The organism is Spongiactinospora sp. 9N601 (genome assembly GCF_044326295.1).
Taxonomy (GTDB): Bacteria; Actinomycetota; Actinomycetes; order Streptosporangiales; family Streptosporangiaceae; genus Spongiactinospora; species Spongiactinospora gelatinilytica.
The window spans coordinates 36,687-54,677 of sequence record NZ_JBIRBB010000031.1 but is presented as its reverse complement, the minus strand read 5'-3'; the positions used below and the strand labels follow the sequence as shown (position 1 = coordinate 54,677).

At 74.6% G+C, this 17,991-nt stretch carries 7 protein-coding genes; all 7 read left to right on the top strand.

The window, feature by feature from the left end:
* Positions 1-32 precede the first annotated feature (32 nt).
* On the top strand, positions 33-7,070 hold the full coding sequence (locus ACH34R_RS42120; protein ID WP_397567224.1) for an SDR family NAD(P)-dependent oxidoreductase: 7,038 nt from the start codon (positions 33-35) through the stop codon (positions 7,068-7,070).
* Positions 7,071-7,098: 28 nt separating this feature from the next.
* Entirely contained in the window at positions 7,099-12,441 is a 5,343-nt protein-coding gene (locus tag ACH34R_RS42115) for a type I polyketide synthase (protein WP_397567223.1), read from the top strand.
* Positions 12,442-12,487: 46 nt separating this feature from the next.
* Positions 12,488-13,753 (top strand): activator-dependent family glycosyltransferase, encoded by a 1,266-nt coding sequence (locus tag ACH34R_RS42110; RefSeq protein ID WP_397567222.1) that lies wholly within the window; start codon positions 12,488-12,490, stop codon positions 13,751-13,753.
* Positions 13,750-14,964 (top strand): glycosyltransferase, encoded by a 1,215-nt coding sequence (locus tag ACH34R_RS42105; RefSeq protein WP_397567221.1) that lies wholly within the window; start codon positions 13,750-13,752, stop codon positions 14,962-14,964. Before ACH34R_RS42110 ends, ACH34R_RS42105 begins: the two co-directional genes overlap by 4 nt.
* Before the next feature lie 101 nt (positions 14,965-15,065).
* On the top strand, positions 15,066-15,899 hold the full coding sequence (locus tag ACH34R_RS42100) for a glycosyltransferase family 8 protein (RefSeq protein WP_397567220.1): 834 nt from the start codon (positions 15,066-15,068) through the stop codon (positions 15,897-15,899).
* Between the two features lie 30 nt (positions 15,900-15,929).
* A complete protein-coding gene (locus ACH34R_RS42095; RefSeq protein WP_397567219.1) occupies positions 15,930-17,153 on the top strand; it encodes a cysteine desulfurase-like protein in 1,224 nt (407 codons plus the stop codon).
* Positions 17,154-17,201: 48 nt separating this feature from the next.
* Positions 17,202-17,957 (top strand): thioesterase II family protein, encoded by a 756-nt coding sequence (locus tag ACH34R_RS42090; protein WP_397567218.1) that lies wholly within the window; start codon positions 17,202-17,204, stop codon positions 17,955-17,957.
* Positions 17,958-17,991: the final 34 nt, after the last annotated feature.

Sequence of the window (17,991 nt, the reverse complement as noted above, 5' to 3'; positions counted from 1 at the left end):
TGGAGGTGTCGGGTCCGGCGCGGTTGCCGTTCGTGTGGGAGCGGGTGTCGGTGGTGGCGTCGGGGGCGACGTCGGTGCGGGTGTGGTTGCGGCCGTCGGCGGATGGGTTCTCGGTGGTGCTGGCCGACGGTGAGGGCGCCCCCGTGCTGTCGGCGGGATCGGTGGTCTTGCGGCCGATGCCACGCGACTTCGAGATGGCTGACGTGCCGTTGCTCCAGGTGGAGCCGGTCGCGGTCGAGCTGCCGCAGGCCGTCCCGCTGTCCGTGGTCAGGGTCGGCGAGGTCGCCGACCTGGCTCTGGCGGGCGAGATCGCGCCCGATGCCGTGCTGCTGACCGGCGTCGCGGACGTCACCGCCGCGCTGGGTGTCATCCAGGCGTGGCTGGACGACGAGCGGTTCGCATCGTCGCGGCTGGTCGTGGTGACCGCGAACGCCGAGCTGGATCCGGGGCAGGCGGCGGTGTCCGGGCTGGTGCGCTCGGCCCGGTCCGAGCACCCCGGACGGCTGCTGTTGGTGGACACCGAGATCGACCCGGCCTCCGACGCCGACCTGAGTGTGCAGCTCCACGGCGACACCGCGGGCGGGCTGATCGCCGGCCTGCTGGCCCTCGATGACCCGGAGGTGGTGCTGCGCGGGGGTGAGGTGCTGGTTCCCCGGTTGCGGCGGGTGTCGGTGGGCGGGTCGGTGTGGTCGCCGGACGACGTGGTGTTGATCACGGGTGGGACGGGTGCGCTGGGTGGGGTGGTGGCCCGTCATCTGGTGGTGGCGCATGGGGTGCGTCACTTGGTGTTGGCCGGTCGGCGGGGCGGGTCGGCTCCGGGCGTGGACGGGCTGGTGGCGGAGCTCGCGGATGCGGGTGCGCGGGTGGATGTGGTGGCGGCTGATCTGTCGGTGCGGGAGGCGGTCGCGGGGCTGCTGGATGCGTATCCGGTGACGGCGGTGGTGCATGCGGCGGGGGTTTTGGACGACGGGGTGGTCGGTTCGCTGGATGCGGATCGGCTGGCGGGGGTGTTCGGGCCGAAGGTGGATGCGGCGCGGCATCTGGATGAGTTGACGCGGGGCCGGGGGTTGTCGGCGTTCGTGTTGTTCTCCTCGGCGGCGGGGGTGTTGGGGACGGCGGGGCAGGGCAGTTACGCGGCGGCGAACGCGGCGTTGGATGCGGTGGCGCGGTCGCGCCGGGCGGCTGGGTTGGCTGCGACGTCGATCGCGTGGGGGGTGTGGGGTGCGGCCGGGGGGATGGCCGGTGAGTTGTCGGCGGTGGATCGGGCACGGCTGGCCCGTTCGGGGCTGGCGGCGTTGGACACGGCGGACGCGCTGGCCATGCTCGACGCCGCGACGACCGCCGAAGCGCCCGCCGTCGTGGCGGTCCAGTGGGACAACGCGGCGCTGCGCGCCCGTGCCGCGTCAGGAGACCTGCCCCGGCTGCTGTCCGGTCTCGTCCGGACGCCCGTCAGGCGCGCCGCGGCGGAAGGGGCCACGGCCGGCGGGTCGTTCGCCGACCGGCTCGCGCGGTTGCCCGTCGAAGAGCGCAGGGGCGCGCTGACGAAGCTGGTGACCGAGCAGGTGGCCGGGGTGCTCGGGCACCAGAATCCACAGGCTGTGGACACCGGCAAGGCGTTCCAGGACCTCGGCTTCGACTCGCTCACCGCGGTCGAGCTGCGCAACCGGCTGAACACCGCGCTCGACCTGCGGCTCCCGGCGACCCTGGTGTTCGACCACCCGACCGCCGACGCGCTCGCCGCCCACCTGCTGGAGCGGATGTTCGACGACGTGGCCCGGCCCGCCGCCGCGCCGGTCCCCGTGGCGCCGTCCGCAGACGAGCCGATCGCGATCGTGGGGATGAGCTGCCGTTATCCGGGCGGGGTGGAATCGCCGGACGATCTGTGGCGGCTGCTCGCCGAGGGCCGCGAGGGGATCACCGGCTTCCCCGACGACCGGGGCTGGGACCTGGCGAACCTGTTCGACGACGACCCCGACAGCCACGGCCACAGCTACGTCCGCTCCGGCGGCTTCCTGCACGACGCCGACCTGTTCGACGCGGAGTTCTTCGGCGTCTCGCCGCGCGAGGCCGTGGCGATGGACCCGCAGCAGCGGCTGCTGCTGGAGGCCACCTGGGAGGCGGCGGAGCGGGCCGGGCTGGACCCGGCGGCGCTGCGCGGCAGCCAGACCGGCGTGTTCGTCGGCGTGATGTACGGCGACTACGGCTCGCGGCTGCGGCAGGTCCCCAAGGACATGGAGGGCTATCTCGGCAACGGCAGCGCGGCCAGCGTCGCGTCCGGCCGCGTGTCCTACACCTTCGGCTTCGAGGGCCCCGCGCTCACCGTGGACACCGCGTGCTCGTCGTCGCTGGTGGCCATGCACCTCGCCGTCCAGGCGCTGCGCCGGGGCGAGTGCACGATGGCCGTGGCCGGCGGCGTGACGGTCATGTCCACGCCGGGTGTCTTCATCGAGTTCTCCCGGCAGCGGGCGGTCGCGGCGGACGGCCGGTGCAAGTCGTTCGCGGCGGCGGCGGACGGCACCGGCTGGTCGGAAGGCGTCGGCATCCTGATGCTGGAGAAGCTGTCCGACGCCCGGCGCAACGGTCATCAGGTGCTCGCGGTGATCCGGGGCAGCGCGGTGAACCAGGACGGCGCGTCGAACGGGCTGACCGCGCCGAATGGTCCCTCCCAGCAGCGGGTGATCCGGGCGGCGCTGGCGGACGCGGGGCTGTCTCCGGCCGAAGTGGACGTGGTGGAGGCGCACGGCACCGGCACCAGGCTGGGCGACCCGATCGAGGCGCAGGCGTTGCTGGCGACTTATGGCCAGGGTCGTGAGACGCCGCTGCTGCTCGGTTCGTTGAAGTCCAACATCGGTCACACGCAGGCCGCCGCCGGGGTGGGTGGTGTGATCAAGATGGTGCAGGCGATGCGGCACGGGGTGTTGCCGAAGACCCTGCACGTCGATGAGCCGACGCCGCACGTGGATTGGTCGGCGGGTGCGGTTTCGCTGTTGACCGAGGCGACGGTGTGGCCGTCGGTGGACCGGCCCCGCCGTGCGGGCGTGTCGTCGTTCGGGGTGAGCGGCACTAACGCGCACGTGGTGCTGGAGCAGGCCCCCGACCAGCCCGTGACCGAACCCGAGCCGGTGGACGGCCCGCTGCCGGTGGTGCTCTCGGCGCGGGATGCGGCGGGTTTGGCGGGGCAGGCGGCGCGGTTGCGGTCGCTGCTGGATGAGCGGCCGGAACTTTCCGTCCGGGATGTGGCCTGGTCGCTGGTCGCCCATCGTTCGGTGATGGACCACCGCGCGGTCGTGGTGGCCGCCGATCGTGATGAGCTGCTGGCCGCCCTGGAGGATCTGGCCGCGGGCACCCCGGGTGCGGGTGTGGTGCGGGGAACCGCCACCGCGTCCAGGCCCGTGTTCGTGTTCCCCGGTCAGGGTTCGCAGTGGCCGGGGATGGCCGTCGAGCTGCTGGCGTCCTCTCCGGTGTTCCGGGCGCGGATGGAGGAGTGTGCCCGGGCGCTGGGCGTTTTCGTGGACTGGGACCTGTTCGCCGTGTTGGAGGACGCCGAGGCGTTGGAGCGGGTGGATGTGGTGCAGCCGGCGTTGTTCGCGGTGATGGTGTCGCTGGCCGGGTTGTGGCGGGCGCACGGGGTGGAGCCTGCGGCGGTGGTCGGCCACTCCCAGGGCGAGATCGCCGCCGCCTGCGTGGCGGGGGCGTTGAGTCTGGAGGATGCGGCGCGGGTGGTGGCGCTGCGCAGCCAGGCGATCGGCCGGTCGCTGGCCGGGCGGGGTGGGATGGTGTCGGTTCCGCTGCCGGTGGCCGAGGTGGAGGCCGAGCTTGCCCGGTGGGAGGGGCGGGTGTGTGTGGCGGCGGTGAACGGGCCCTCTTCGGTGGTGGTGGCGGGTGATCCGGCGGCGCTGGATGAGGTGCTCGTGTTGTGGGAGCGGGCGCGGCGGGTGGCGGTGGATTACGCGTCGCATTCGCCGCAGGTGGACGCCATCGCCGAGGAACTGGCCGGCCTGCTGGCGCCGGTCCGCCCCCGCGCGGGGAGCGTGCCGTTCTTCTCCACCGTCCGTGGCGGGTTCGTGGACGGGACGGAGTTGGAGGGGGGGTATTGGTTTGCGAATCTGCGGCGTCCGGTGCGGTTCGATGTGGCGTTGGAGGCGTTCGCGGATGCGGTGTTGATCGAGTGCAGTGCGCATCCGGTTGTGGTGGTGGGGGTGGACGGCCCGGTGGCGGGGTCGTTGCGGCGGGGTGAGGGGGATCGGCGCCGGTTCCTGACGTCGCTGGGGGAGGCGTTCACCGCTGGGGTCGGGGTGGATTGGGCGGGGGTGATCGGTGGCGGCGGCCGGGTGGATCTGCCGACGTATGCCTTCCAACGCCGCCGTTACTGGCTGCGGGACGGCGCCGCCACCGACGTCTCCGCGGCCGGGCTCGACTCCGCCGAGCACGCCATGCTGGGCGCGGCGGTGTCCCTCGCCGCCTCCGACGGATACGTCTTCACTGCGCGACTGTCCACGCACACCCACCCGTGGCTGGCCGACCACGTCGTACGCGACACGGTGCTCGTGCCCGGCACGGCGTTCGTCGAGTGGGCGATCCGCGCGGGTGATGAGACCGGCTGTCCCGTGGTCGAGGAGCTCACGATCGTGGCGCCGCTGGCCGTACCGGGCTCCGGAGCCGTGCAGGTGCAGGTCACAGTGGAGGACCCCGACGCCTCCGGCCGCCGGCCGATCGCGGTGCACGCGCGCGGCGACGGGGGCGGCGAATGGCGGCTGCACGCCACCGGGGTGATCGGCCCCGAGGCATCCGGACGGACCGGCGACCTCACCCAGTGGCCGCCCCCGGGCGGCGAGCCGGTGGACGTCACCGGCCTGTACGGCGAGCTGGCCGCCACCGGCCTGCGCTACGGCCCCGCGTTCCAGGGCGTCCGAGCCGCCTGGCGGCACGGTGCGGAGATCTACGCGGAGATCGAGCCGCAGGTGGATCTCCCGGCCGCCGGATTCGGCCTGCACCCCGCCCTCCTGGACGCTGCCGTCCACGCGGCGGCGCTCACCGGCGAGCTGGGCGACCCCAAGCTCCCGTTCTCCTGGAACGGCGTCTCGCTGCACGCGTCCGGCGCGTCCGCGCTGCGGATCCGGGTCACCCCGGCCGGGACCGACACCTTCGCGATCCTCGTCGCCGACCCGGCCGGCGCGCTCGTGGCGACGGTCGAATCCCTCCAGGTACGGCCCGCCGCCGCGATCGCCCCCGTCCGTGACCACCTGTACCTCGCGGAGTGGACCGAGATCCCGCTTCCGGACGCTCCGCGCCGCCCCGGCGCGACGGCGGTCGTGGGCGGCGCGCTCTGGCCGGACGTTCCGTCCTTCGCGGACCTCACCGCCCTGGGCGCGGCGATCGGCGGCGGAACCCCCGTCCCTGAGACGGTGTTCGCCGTGCTGCCGCCCCGGCCGGAGCCGGATCTCGCGGCGGCGGCGAACGCGGCCACCCGGCACGCGCTGGAACTGGTCCAGACCTGGCTGGCGGACGCCCGTTACGAGTCGTCGCGGCTGGTGCTCGTCAGCTCGGGAGCCGCCGGAGAACGACCGGACGACCTCGCCAACGCCGCCGCCTGGGGGCTGGTCCGGTCGGCCCAGGCCGAGCACCCCGGACGCTTCCAGCTCGTGGACCTCGACACCGCCGAGCCGCCGACGGGACTGCTGCGGGTCGCGTCGGACGTGGACGAGCCACAGCTCCTCCTGCGCTCGGGCACCGCGTTCGCGCAGCGGGTGGTGCCCGTGCAGGCATCGGCGGAAGAGGCCGGGTGGCGTCCGGGCGAGACCGTGCTCATTACCGGGGGCACCGGGGCGCTGGGCGGGCTCGTCGCCCGGCACCTGGCGGCCGAGCACGGGGTACGGCGGTTCGTGCTGGCGAGCAGGCGTGGCCCCGGCGCGCCGGACGCCGGCCGGATCGTGGCCGAGCTGACCGCACTCGGCGCCGAGGCGACGGTGGTCGCGGCCGACCTGTCCGACCGGACGGCGGTGGCCGCCCTCCTGGACGCCCACCCGGTGACCGCGGTGGTGCACAGCGCGGGCGTGCTCGACGACGGGCCGGTCGCCTCGCTCACCCCGGAGCAGATCGACGGCGTGTTCGCCGCCAAGGTGGCCGCCGCCGTCCATCTGCACGAGCTGACCCGGGACCGGGGGCTCGACGCGTTCGTGCTGTTCTCGTCGGCGGCCGGGCTCTTCGGCACGCCGGGGCAGGGCAACTACGCCGCGGCCAACGCCTTCCTGGACGCGCTGTCCGCGCACCGCCGGGCCGCCGGGCTGCCCGCCGTCTCGGTGGCGTGGGGGCTGTGGGCGGAGACCAGCGAACTGACCGGCCGGATGAGCGGCCAGGACCTGCGGCGCATGGCGGGCGTCTCACCGTTGACCGCGGCGCAGGGGCTCGGCCTGTTCGACGCCGCCGTGGCGCTGGACGAGCCCGCGCCGCTCGCCGTCCGGCTCGACCCGGGCGGACTGCGCCGCCGCGCCGAGGCCGGGACGCTGCCCGCGTCGCTGCGCGGCCTGGTGCGCGCCACGACCCGCCGGACGGCGGGCACCGCCGCCGCCCAGGACGGCCTGCCCCGGCGGCTCGCCCGGATTCCCGCCGAGCAGCGCAGGCAGGTGGTGGTGACGGCGGTGCTCGCCGAGACGGCGGCCGTACTCGGTCACCGGGCGGGTGACTCGATCAAGGCCGGGCGCGACTTCAAGGAACTGGGCTTCGACTCGCTCACCGCAGTGGAGCTGCGCAACCGGCTGGCCGAGGTCACCGGCCTGCGGCTGCCCGCCAGCCTGGTGTTCGACTACCCGAACCCGGCCGCGCTCGCCGACTTCCTGCTGACCGAGACGGCCCCCGCCGAGGCCGCGCCCGAGACCTCGGACGCGGCGCTGCGGGAGACGCTGGCCGCGATCCCGCTGGCCGTACTGCGCGAGAACGGCCTGCTCGACCGGCTGCTGCGGCTCGCCGGACAGGCGGACGGCGGCACCCCCGCCGCGAGCGCCGACGACACGATCGACGCGATGGACGCCGAGGCGTTGATCGCCAAGGCGCTCGGCACCACAGATCTCTGACCGACTGCCGCTGGTGGAGGACACGTACATGACTAACTCGGACAGCCGCGTCCTGGAGGCGCTGCGGGTGTCGGTCAAGGAGACCGAGCGGCTGCGGGCGCAGCTCGCGGCGGCCCGCGAGCCGATCGCGATCATCGCGATGAGCTGCCGCTACCCCGGCGATGCCGGCTCGCCCGAGGACCTGTGGCGGCTGGTGGAGACCGGGACGGACGCCGTCGGCGAGTTTCCCGGCGACCGGGGCTGGGACCTGGCGAACCTGTTCGACGACGACCCGGAGAGCCTGGGCCACAGCTACGTGCGGCGGGCGGGCCTGCTGCCCGCCGTGGCCGACTTCGACGCCGGGTTCTTCGGGATCTCGCCGCGCGAGGCGGTGACCATCGACCCCCAGCAACGGCTGCTGCTGGAGACCGCGTGGGAGCTGTTCGAGCGGGCCGGGATCGTCCCGGCGTCGCTGCGCGGCAGCCGTACCGGCGTGTTCGCGGGCGTCATGGCGGGCGGCTACGGCGTCCGGCAGATGATCACCCCCGGCGCTGCGGGCGAGCACGAGGGGTACCTGCTGTCCGGCAACGCGGTGGCGGTCGCCTCCGGCCGGGTCTCCTACACGTTCGGGCTGGAGGGCCCGGCGATGACGGTGGACACGGCCTGCTCCTCCTCCCTGGTGGCGATCCACCTGGCGGTGCAGGCGCTGCGCCGGGGCGAGTGCGCGCTGGCGCTCGCGGGCGGTGTCACGGTCATGTCCAATCCATCGTTCTTCACCGAGTTCAGCAGGCAGCGCGGGCTCGCCCCGGACGGCCGGGTCAAGGCGTTCGGCGCCGCCGCGGACGGCACCGTCGGGTCCGAGGGCGCCGGGCTGCTGCTGCTGGAGAAGCTGTCCGACGCGCGGCGCAACGGCCACCAGGTGCTCGCGGTGATCCGCGGCAGCGCGGTGAACCAGGACGGCGCGTCGAACGGCCTCACCGCGCCGAACGGTCCCTCCCAGCAGCGGGTGATCCGGGCGGCGCTGGCGGACGCGGGGCTGTCTCCGGCCGAGGTGGACGCGGTGGAGGCGCACGGTACCGGTACCCGGCTGGGTGATCCGATCGAGGCACAGGCGCTGCTGGCCACCTACGGCCAGGACCGCGACCGGCCCCTGTGGCTGGGCGCCCTCAAGTCGAACATCGGCCACGCCCAGGCGGCGGCGGGCGTCGGCGGTGTGATCAAGATGGTGCAGGCGATGCGGCGCGGGGTGCTGCCGAAGACCCTGCACGTGGACGAGCCGACGCCGCACGTGGACTGGTCGGCGGGCGACGTGTCGCTGCTGCTGGAACAGACCGCCTGGCCTCCGGTGGACCGGCCGCGCCGGGCGGGGGTGTCCTCGTTCGGGATCAGCGGCACCAACGCGCATCTGATCCTGGAACAGGAGCCCGAGCCCGAGCCGCCCGCCCCGTCGCCGGTGACCGGTCCGCTCGCGTGGCCGGTGTCGGCACGCGACGAGGCCGCGCTGCGCGCGCAGGCCGGGCGGCTGGCGGCCTTCGTGCGGGAGACGGACGCCTCGCCGGTCGATGTCGGCTGGTCGCTGGCCACCACCCGGGCGGCGCTCGACCACCGGGCGGTGGTGCTCGGCGACGACCGGGACGAGCTGCTGACCGGCCTCGCCGCGCTGGCCGGCGGCGAGCCCGCCGCGAACGTCGTGCAGGGCCGCGCCGTCGAGGGCGGCGTCGCCTTCGTCTTTCCCGGCCAGGGCGCGCAGTGGCCGGGGATGGCGGTGCGCCTGATGGACACGCCGGTCTTCGCGGCCCGGGTGCGGGAGTGCGTGGCGGCGTTCGAGCCGTACCTGGACTGGTCGCTGATGGACGTGCTGCTCGACCGGCCCGGCGCCCGCGACCTCACGCCCCTGGACGTGGCCCAGCCGGCGCTGTTCACCGTGATGGTCTCGCTCGCGGAGCTGTGGCGGGCGCACGGTGTGCGCCCGGCGGCGGTGATCGGGCACTCCCAGGGCGAGGTGGCCGCCGCCTGCGTGGCCGGCGGCCTGTCGCTGGAGGACGCGGCGCGGGTGATCGCCCTGCGCAGCCGCCTGATCGAGGAGGAGCTGGCCGGGCGGGGTTCGATCGCCTCGGTCGTGCTGTCCCCGGACGAGGTCGCCGGACGGCTCGCCCCGTGGGGCGGCGCGCTGTCGATCGGCGGCCTGAACGGCCCGCAGGCCACCGCCGTCGCGGGCCCCACGGAAGCGATCGGCGAGTTCATGGCGGCGTGCGCGGCCGACGGCGTCCGGGCCAAGGTGGTGTCGCCGCGGGCGGCGACCCACTGCGCGCTGGTGGACCCGCTGCGCGAACCCCTCCTGGCCCGGCTGGGAACGTTGACGCCCCGGACCGGGCACGTGCCGTTCTACTCCACTGTCACGGCGGGCCTGCTGGACACGGCCGAACTCACCGCCGAGTACTGGTTCGACAACGCGCGGCGGCCGGTGGACTTCGCGGGCGCGGTCGGCGCCCTGCTGGCCGACGGATACCGGTTGTTCGTCGAGTCCAGCCCGCACCCGGTGCTGGGGATGGCGGTGCAGGGCATCGCCGAACAGGCCGGGGCCGAGGCGGTGACGGTCGGCACGTTGCACCGCGACCGGGGCGACCGCTTCCCGGTATCGCTGGCCGAGGCCCACGCCCGCGGTGCCGCCGTGGACTGGGGCGCGCTGTCCGGCGGCGCGGGCAACCGCGTGGACCTGCCGACGTACGCCTTCCAGCGGCGGCGTCACTGGCTGGACTCGGCCGACTCGGCGGCCCAGGACGCCTCGGCGCTCGGGCTGACACCGGCCGGGCACCCGATGCTCGGCGCGGCGGTGGCGACGCCGGAGAACGGCGGCTTCCTGTTCACCTCCCGGCTGTCGGCGGACACCCATCCCTGGCTCGCCGACCACGCCTTCCACGACACGGTGCTGCTTCCCGGCACGGCGTACGTCGAGCTGGCGCTGCGCGCGGGCGACCAGGCCGGCTGCGCGCTGCTGGAGGAGCTGACGATCCAGGCGCCGCTGATCTTCCTGGAGGGCCGCGGGGTGCGGGTGCAGGTGGTCGTCGGCGGAGCCGGCGAGCGGGGGTCGCGCCCGGTGAGCGTGTACTCCCAGGACGAGCAGGCGTCCGGCGACGACGGCTGGACGCTGCACGCGACGGGCGTGCTGCTGCCCGGCGCGCGTTCCGCGGGCGTGTCCCTGGCCGAGTGGCCGCCACGGGCCGCGGAAGTGGACCTCACCGGCGTCTACGAGACGCTGGGCGACCGGGGCTTCCACTACGGGCCTGCCTTCCAGGGGCTGCGGCGGCTGTGGCGGTCGGGGGAGGAGGTCTTCGCCGAGGCGGTGCTGCCGGAGGACGCCGACCCGCGCGGCTACGGGCTGCACCCCGCGCTGTTCGACGCGGCATTGCAGGCCGCGGTCGCCGCCGACGCGGCGGACGGTACGGCCGCGCCCCGCCTGCCGTTCGCCTGGACCGGGGTCGCGCTGCACGCCGTTGACGCCCGGGCGGTCAGGGTCCGCATCGCCCCCGCCGGGCCGGATGCCCGCTCGGTGGACGTCTGCGACACCAACGGCGCGCCGGTCGCGTCGGCGGCGGCCGTCGTGACCCGGCCGGTCACCGGCGACCAGCTCGGCACCTCCCGCGCCCCGGCCGCCGCCGCGCTGTTCCGGCTCACCTGGACCCGGTTGCCCGCCCAGCCGTCCGGCGCGGCCCTCGTTGTCGGCGACCTCGCTGACGTGCCCGAGGAGGTGCCGGAGATGGTCGCGGTGGAGCCGCCCGCCCCGGCGGGCGACGGCCCGGCGGCGGCGCGGATCCACACCCGCCGCGTGCTGGACCTGCTCCAGCGGTGGCTGGCCGACGAGCGGTTCGAGGCCGCCCGGCTCGCCGTCGTCACCCGCGACGCGGAGGCCGATCCGGCGCAGGCGGCGGTGTGGGGCCTGGTGCGGGCGGCGCAGGCCGAGCATCCCGGCCGGTTCGTGCTGGTGGACGTGGACGACGACACCGCGCTCGTCGGGGCCGCGGCGGCGACCGGGGAACCGCAGGTCGCGGTCCGCGCCGGCGAACTGTACGGCCTGCGCCTGGCCAAGGCCGCCGCGGAGCCGGCCGGCCCGCCGCCGGCCATCGACCCCGAGGGGACCGTGCTGATCACCGGCGGCAGCGGCGGGATCGGCCGGGTCATCGCCCGCCACCTGGCCACCGCGTACGGCGCGCGGCACCTGATGATCCTCTCCCGGCGCGGCGCGGAGGCCCCCGGAGCCGGCGAACTCGCCGACGACCTGTCCCGGACCGGCGTCCACGTGACATTCCAGGCGTGCGACGTGTCGGACCGCGTGGCGCTGGCCGGGGTGCTGTCCCGGCTCGACCGCCCGCTGACCGCCGTGGTGCACGCCGCCGGGGTGCTCGACGACGGCTTGGTGGAGACGCTGACCCCGGAGCGGTTCGAGAAGGTGTTCGCCGCCAAGGTGGACGCCGCCGCGCATCTCCACGAGCTGACCCAGGACGACGACCTGGCCGCGTTCGTGCTGTTCTCCTCCGCCTCCGGGACGTTCGGCGCACCCGGCCAGGCCAACTACGCGGCGGCGAACGCCTACCTCGACGCGCTGGCCCGGCGGCGGCGCGCGGCCGGGCTCACCGCGACGTCGCTGGCCTGGGGGGCGTGGACGCTGGACAGCGAGATGGCCGGGCACTTCGACGACGAGGCCCGGCGCGGGCGGCTGGCCCGCGGCGGCATCCTGCCGATCTCCCCCGAGCTGGGCGTGGCGCTGTTCGACGCGGCGCTGACCCGCGAGGAGCCCGTGCTGGTGACCGCCCGGCTGGACCTCGGAGTCATGCGCTCACCGCTGCTGGGCGGCCTGACCCGTCGCCGCGCCGCCGCAGCGGCCGACGGTGTCCCGCTGGCCGACCGGCTGGCCGCGATGCCCGCCGCGCGCCGCGACAACGCGCTCGCCGAGGCGGTGTACGCGCAGGTGGCGGTGGTGCTGGGGCACGAGTCGGCGGCGTCGCTGGAGCCCGCGCGGCCGTTCAAGGAACTCGGGATCGACTCGCTCACCGCGGTGGAGCTGCGTAACCGGCTGGCCGCGGCGACCGGGCTGCGGCTGCCCGCGACGATGGTCTTCGACCATCCCACCCCGGCCGCGCTGCTGGCCTTCGTGCGCGGGCGGCTGCTCGGCGCGGAGCCCACCACGGCCGAACGGATCATGGACGGCCTGACGCGGCTGGACGAGGAGTTCGGCCTGCTCGACCTGCCGGACGCCGAACGGGCGGCGCTGGTCGCCCGGCTGCGGGCGGTCCTGGCCAGGCACACCGGCGAGCCGTCCGGGCGGGACCGGATCGAGGAGGCCACCGACGACGAGATGTTCGCGCTCATCGACCGGGAGATCGGCGTCCAATGACCCGATCGGACCACGTCACCGACCGGGAGGCTTGATCACCTTGCGGGTGCTCTTCACATCGTTCGCCATGGAGTCCCACTTTCTCAGCATGGTCCCGCTGGCCTGGGCCATGCGTACGGCCGGCCACGAGGTCAGGGTGGCCGGTCAGCCCGCCCTGACCCGCGCCGTCACCGCCGCCGGGCTGACCGCCGTGCCGGTGGGCGAGGACCACAGGCTGCTGGCCGCGATGGAGGGGGCCGACGTCGGCGGGGACGGGACGCCCTGGCACTCCGTGGACCTCGACCCGGCGCGCCCCGAGGCGGACAGCTGGGAGTTCCTGAAAACCGTCAATGGCCTGCTGCCCGAGACGTTCTACACCCACGCCAACAACGACTCCATGATCGACGACCTGGTGGCGTTCGCCCGCTGGTGGCGGCCCGACCTGGTGATCTGGGAGCCGTTCACGCTGGCGGGCGCGGTCGCGGCGCGGGCCGTCGGCGCGGCACACGCCCGCCTGCTGTGGGGCGCGGACCTGCTGCTCGACCTGCGGACGCGGTTCTTGCGCCAGCTCGCCGACCGGCCGCCCGGCGCGGCGAGCGACGCCCTCGCCGACTGGCTCGGCGGCGTCCTGGACCGGCACGGGCTGTCCTTCGACGAGACCACGGTGCGGGGCCAGTGGACGATCGACACGCTGCCCGCCAGCATCCGGATGGACCTGGGCGAGCCCACGGTCGCGATGCGCTACGTGCCCTACAACGGCACCGCCGTGGTGCCCGCGTGGCTGCGCGAGCCCCCGGAACGCACCCGGGTGTGCCTCACCATGGGCCTGACCGCCCGCAGTGGCGCCGACTACCTCCTCGGCTCCCTGGACGGCATGCTCGACGCCGTCGGCGACCTCGACGTCGAGATCGTCGCCACGCTCAACGCCGCGCAGCGCGCCCAGGTCTCCCGGCTGCCGGGCAACGTCCGCGCGGTGGACTTCGTGCCGCTGCACGCCCTGCTGCCGACCTGCTCGGCCGTCGCCCACCGCTGCGGGGCCGGGGGCTGGTCCACGGCGGCGATCTACGGCGTGCCGCAGCTCATCTCACCGATGGTGTTCGAGAACTCCTACCGGGCGCGGCGGACCGCCGAGGTGGGCGCGGCGCTGGTGATCCCGCAGGGCGAGCTGACCCCGCAGGCGCTGCGGGACGGGCTGCTGAGGGTGATCGAGGACCCAAGGTTCGCCGACGCCGCGGACCGGCTGCGGCGGGAGTCGCTGAGCGATCCCACCCCGAACGACGTCGTGCCGGTCCTGGAGAAGCTGACGCTTGAGCATCAGGAGTATCTGTCATGAGAGTGCTGATCGTGGCCCTGGGGACGATGGGCGACGTCGCCCCGTACACCGGGCTGGTGGGCCCGCTGCGGGCGGCCGGGCACGAGGTCGCGATGGCCGCCTTCGGGCGGTTCGCGGCGCAGGTGCGGGCCTGCGGGGCGGAGTTCCGGGAGATCCCTGGCGATCCGGCGGCGGCCGGTGGATGGACGCAGGCCGCGAACTCCTCGCGGGGGATCAGGAGCGTGGCCGCGCAGGCGCGGCGACTCGGCGAGGCGGTCCTTGCCGTGGCCGAGCGGGGCGCCGACGTGCTGCTGCTGTCGATGCCCGCCCAGTCGGCCGTGCACGTCGCCGAGCGCCTGGGCATCCCGAGCATCGGCCTCTTCCTCCAGCCGATCTTTCCCACGGCGGCGCATCCGCCGTCCTTCATCGGGGTGGGCGGATCGCTCGGCGGGTGGGGCAACCGGGCCGCGGGCGGCCTGCTCGTGGCGCTGATGGGCCGCCTGACCTCGGGCCCGGTCAGGGAGCTGCGCGCCCGGCTGGGCCTGCCCCCCGCGAACCGGCGGGAGCTGGGTGAGCGGATGGCCGCCTGGCCGGTGCTGCACGCCTACAGCCCCGCCGTGCTGCCCCGCCCGGACGACTGGCGGCCGGGGCTCACGGTGTCGGGCTACCTGTGGCCCGCGGTTCCGGCGGACTGGGAGCCGGACGCCGAGCTGGCCGACTTCCTCGCCGCAGGGCCGCCGCCGGTGTACGTCGGGTTCGGCAGCCGGCGGATCTCCGACGGGCCGCGGATCGTCGAGATCGTGGAGGAGGCGCTGCGCCGGGCCGGGGTACGCGGCGTGCTGCACGCCGGGTGGGCGGGCCTCGCGAGCCGGTCCGGCACCACGTTCACCGTCGGCGAGACGCCGCACGAGTGGCTGTTCCCGAGGATGGCCGCGGTGGTCCACCACTGCGGGGCGGGCACTACCGCGGCGGGACTGCGGGCGGGCGTCCCCACCGTGGGCGTGCCGATCCTCGGCGACCAGCCGTTCTGGGCGGGCCGCGTGGCGGCGCTGGGCGCGGGGCCGAAGCCGGTGCCGTACGGCGGGCTGTCCGCCGACCGCCTCGCCCGTGCCGTCGCCGACGCGGTGTCCGACGCGTCCTACCGGAAGGCGGCCACCGCGCTCAGCGAGCGGATCGCCGCCGAGGACGGCGCGGGAAAGGTGGTCGCGGCGCTCGCCGCGCTCGACCACTGAACCGCCATCGGCATTTCTCCGCCGTTTCTGCCTGGTTCCGGAAGACGTGTGGTGCGGATGATTCTCACTGGAGGATGCGGCCCCCGGCGAAGGGTGATTCGATGCACGTTTCCTTGGCCTTCGACCTGGCGTTCGCCCGATATGCGATGGCGACGATGAGGTCGATCCTGGATAAGGGGATTTCCGATGGCGAGGCGGTTTCCTGGTGGTTCACGCCTGCCCCGGACGTGCCCCAGGCGGTGCTCGACGCCTTCGTCCGGGAGGGCGAGCGGCGGGGCGAGGTGCACCTGCTGCGGGTGCCGGAGGAACTCGACGCCCTGCCGCTGTCCTCCTGGCGGATCATGTCGTCGCGAATCACCCACGCCGCGTACTACCGGCTGTTGCTGCCCGAGCTGGTGCCCGACACCGTGCCGCGCATGCTCTACGTGGACGGCGACGTGCTCTGCATGGGCGGCCTCACCGAACTCTGGGAGACCGACCTGGGGGACGACCTGCTGGCCGCGGCGGTCGACATCGGCTCGCCCACGGTCAGCGCGGCCGGCGGGCTGCCGGGGTTCGCGGCGGGCGCGGGCCGGCTGACCTTCTGGAGCGACTACTTCAACTCCGGGGTGCTGCTGATGGACCTGGCGCGCTGCCGCGAGGAGAAGATCGCGGCCAGGTCCCTGGACTATCTCAGGGACAACGCGCCCCGGCTGCGATTCGCCGTACAGGACGCGATGAACATCACCGTTGACGACCGCTGGGTCCGCCTCGACCCGCGCTGGAACGACATGGATTTCGCCGCCTGTGAGCGGGAGGGCGAATCGCGCGGTGCCCGGCTCATCCAATTCGCCGGGGCGAAGAAGCCGTGGCAGGACGCGTTTCCCGAGGGCGAACTGAAGACGTTGTTCGGGAAATATCTGCCCGCGGCGACGGACCTGGGCATCGCCCGGTGACGATTCGCGGGATCTACATCTGGAGCGTTCGTGACCATTCTCCGTCACTATGACGTGCAGGCCCTCCGGTCGCGGATTCCCGCGCTGAAGGCCGGGTCCGCCCACTTCGACGGCGCCGGCGGCACCCAGATCCCCGACCTCGTCATCGACGCCATCGCGCACGCGCTGTCCAGCCCGCTGGCCAACCGGGGCACGGTCACCGCGGGCCAGCGCAACGCCGAGGCCATCGTGGTCGAGGCCCGGCGGGCGATGGCCGACTTCCTCGGCGCTGATCCGGCCGGCATCGTGTTCGGGCGGAGCACGACCCAGCTCGTCTTCGACTTCGCCCGGACGGTGTCGGACGGCTGGAAGCCGGGCGACGAGGTGGTCGTCACCCGGCTCGACCACGAGGCCAACATCCGGCCGTGGGTCACGGCCGCCGCCCGGACCGGGGCCCTCGTGCGGTGGGCGGACTTCGACCCGGTGACCGGCGAGCTGACCCCGGACCACGTCCGCGCGGCCGTGTCCGAGCGCACCCGCCTGGTCGCGGTCACCGCCGCGTCCAACCTGATCGGCACCCGGCCGGACGTTCCGCGCATCGCCGAGGTGGCACACGCGGCGGGGGCGCTGGTCTTCGTGGACGCCGCCCACTACAGCGCGCACGCGGGCGTGGACGTCGAGGCGCTGGGCGCGGACTTCGCGGTGTGCTCGGCCTACAAGTTCCTCGGGCCCCACGTCGGCGTCCTGGCCGCCCGTCCCGACCTGCTGCGCGGCCTGCGCCCGGACAAGCTGCTCGCCGCGATCGACGACGTCCCCGAGCGCTTCGAGCTGGGGATCCTGCCGTACGGCGTGCTCGCCGGGCTGCGCGCCACCGTCGAGTTCTTCGCCGGACTCGGCACCCTGCGCGAGGGCACCCGCCGGGACCGGCTGCTGTCCGGGATGGCCGCCGTGGAGGGCCACGAGGACGCGCTGCGGGCCCGGCTGGAAGGCGGGCTGGCCGTCCTCGACGGGGTCATCGTGCACTCGCGGGCCGCCCGCCGCGCGCCCACCCTGCTGCTGACGGTGGCCGGCCACGACGCCCGCGACGTGAGCGACTTCCTCGCCGCCCGAGGCGTGGACGCGGGGCACGGGTCGTTCTACGCGGTCGAGGCGTCCCGGCGGCTCGGCCTCGGCGACCACGGCGGCCTGCGGGTCAGCCTGGCCCCCTACAGCTCCGCCGACGACGTGGACCGCCTCCTGGAAGGGCTCTCGGACTACCTGCACCTCACTCGATGAGCCGCGCGAGGTCCCGTCCCACCCCTCACCCGACGAACGGAGCACCTGATGACCGAGACCGCGCTTGACCCGGTGTGGATCCGCCGCTTCCACGACGGCCCCCAGCACGGCACGCCCCTGGTCTGCTTCCCGCACGCGGGCGGGGCGGCCAGCTACTACACCGCGCTGTCCAACACGCTGAAGGCCGACGTCCAGGTGTACGCGGTGCAGTATCCGGGACGGCAGGACCGCCGCGCCGAGCCCGCGCTGTCCACCATCGGCGAGCTGGCCGACGCGGTGTTCGCCGCGCTCCGGCCGCTGCTCGGCGGCCCGGTCGCGTTCTTCGGGCACAGCATGGGCTCGATGGTCGCCTTCGAGGTGGCCGACCGCATGCGGCGGCGGCTCGGCACGGCCCCCGCGACCCTGTTCGCCTCCGGCAGGCGGGCGCCCTCGGCCTACCGCGACGAGAGCGTGCATCTGCGCGACGACGACGGCCTGATCGAGGACCTGAAGCGGCTGAGCGGCACCGACCTGCGCATCCTGAACGACGCGGAGCTGATGGAGATGATCATTCCGCCGATGCGCAGCGACTACAAGGCGGTGGAGACCTACCGCTGCGTCCCCGGGCTGCGGCTCGACTGCCCCCTCGTGGTGCTGGTCGGCGACGACGACCCCACGGTCGACCTGGACGAGGCCAAGGCGTGGAGCGAGCACACCACGGGGCCCTTCGACCTGCACACCTTCTCCGGCGGGCACTTCTACCTCGCCGACCATCAGGAGGCCGTCGCCGGCCTGATCCGGGAGCGGCTCCGGGCGCGGTGGTGACCGCGGGGACGCCCGCCCGTCCGGCGGCGGGCAT

What these genes read in the sequence shown, in the direction of transcription:
- ACH34R_RS42115 (WP_397567223.1), top strand. Translation starts at nt 7,099, where the DNA reads ATGACTAACTCGGACAGCCGCGTCCTGGAGGCGCTGCGGGTGTCGGTC.
- ACH34R_RS42105 (WP_397567221.1), top strand. Translation starts at nt 13,750, where the DNA reads ATGAGAGTGCTGATCGTGGCCCTGGGGACGATGGGCGACGTCGCCCCG.
- ACH34R_RS42100 (WP_397567220.1), top strand. Translation starts at nt 15,066, where the DNA reads ATGCACGTTTCCTTGGCCTTCGACCTGGCGTTCGCCCGATATGCGATG.
- ACH34R_RS42090 (WP_397567218.1), top strand. Translation starts at nt 17,202, where the DNA reads ATGACCGAGACCGCGCTTGACCCGGTGTGGATCCGCCGCTTCCACGAC.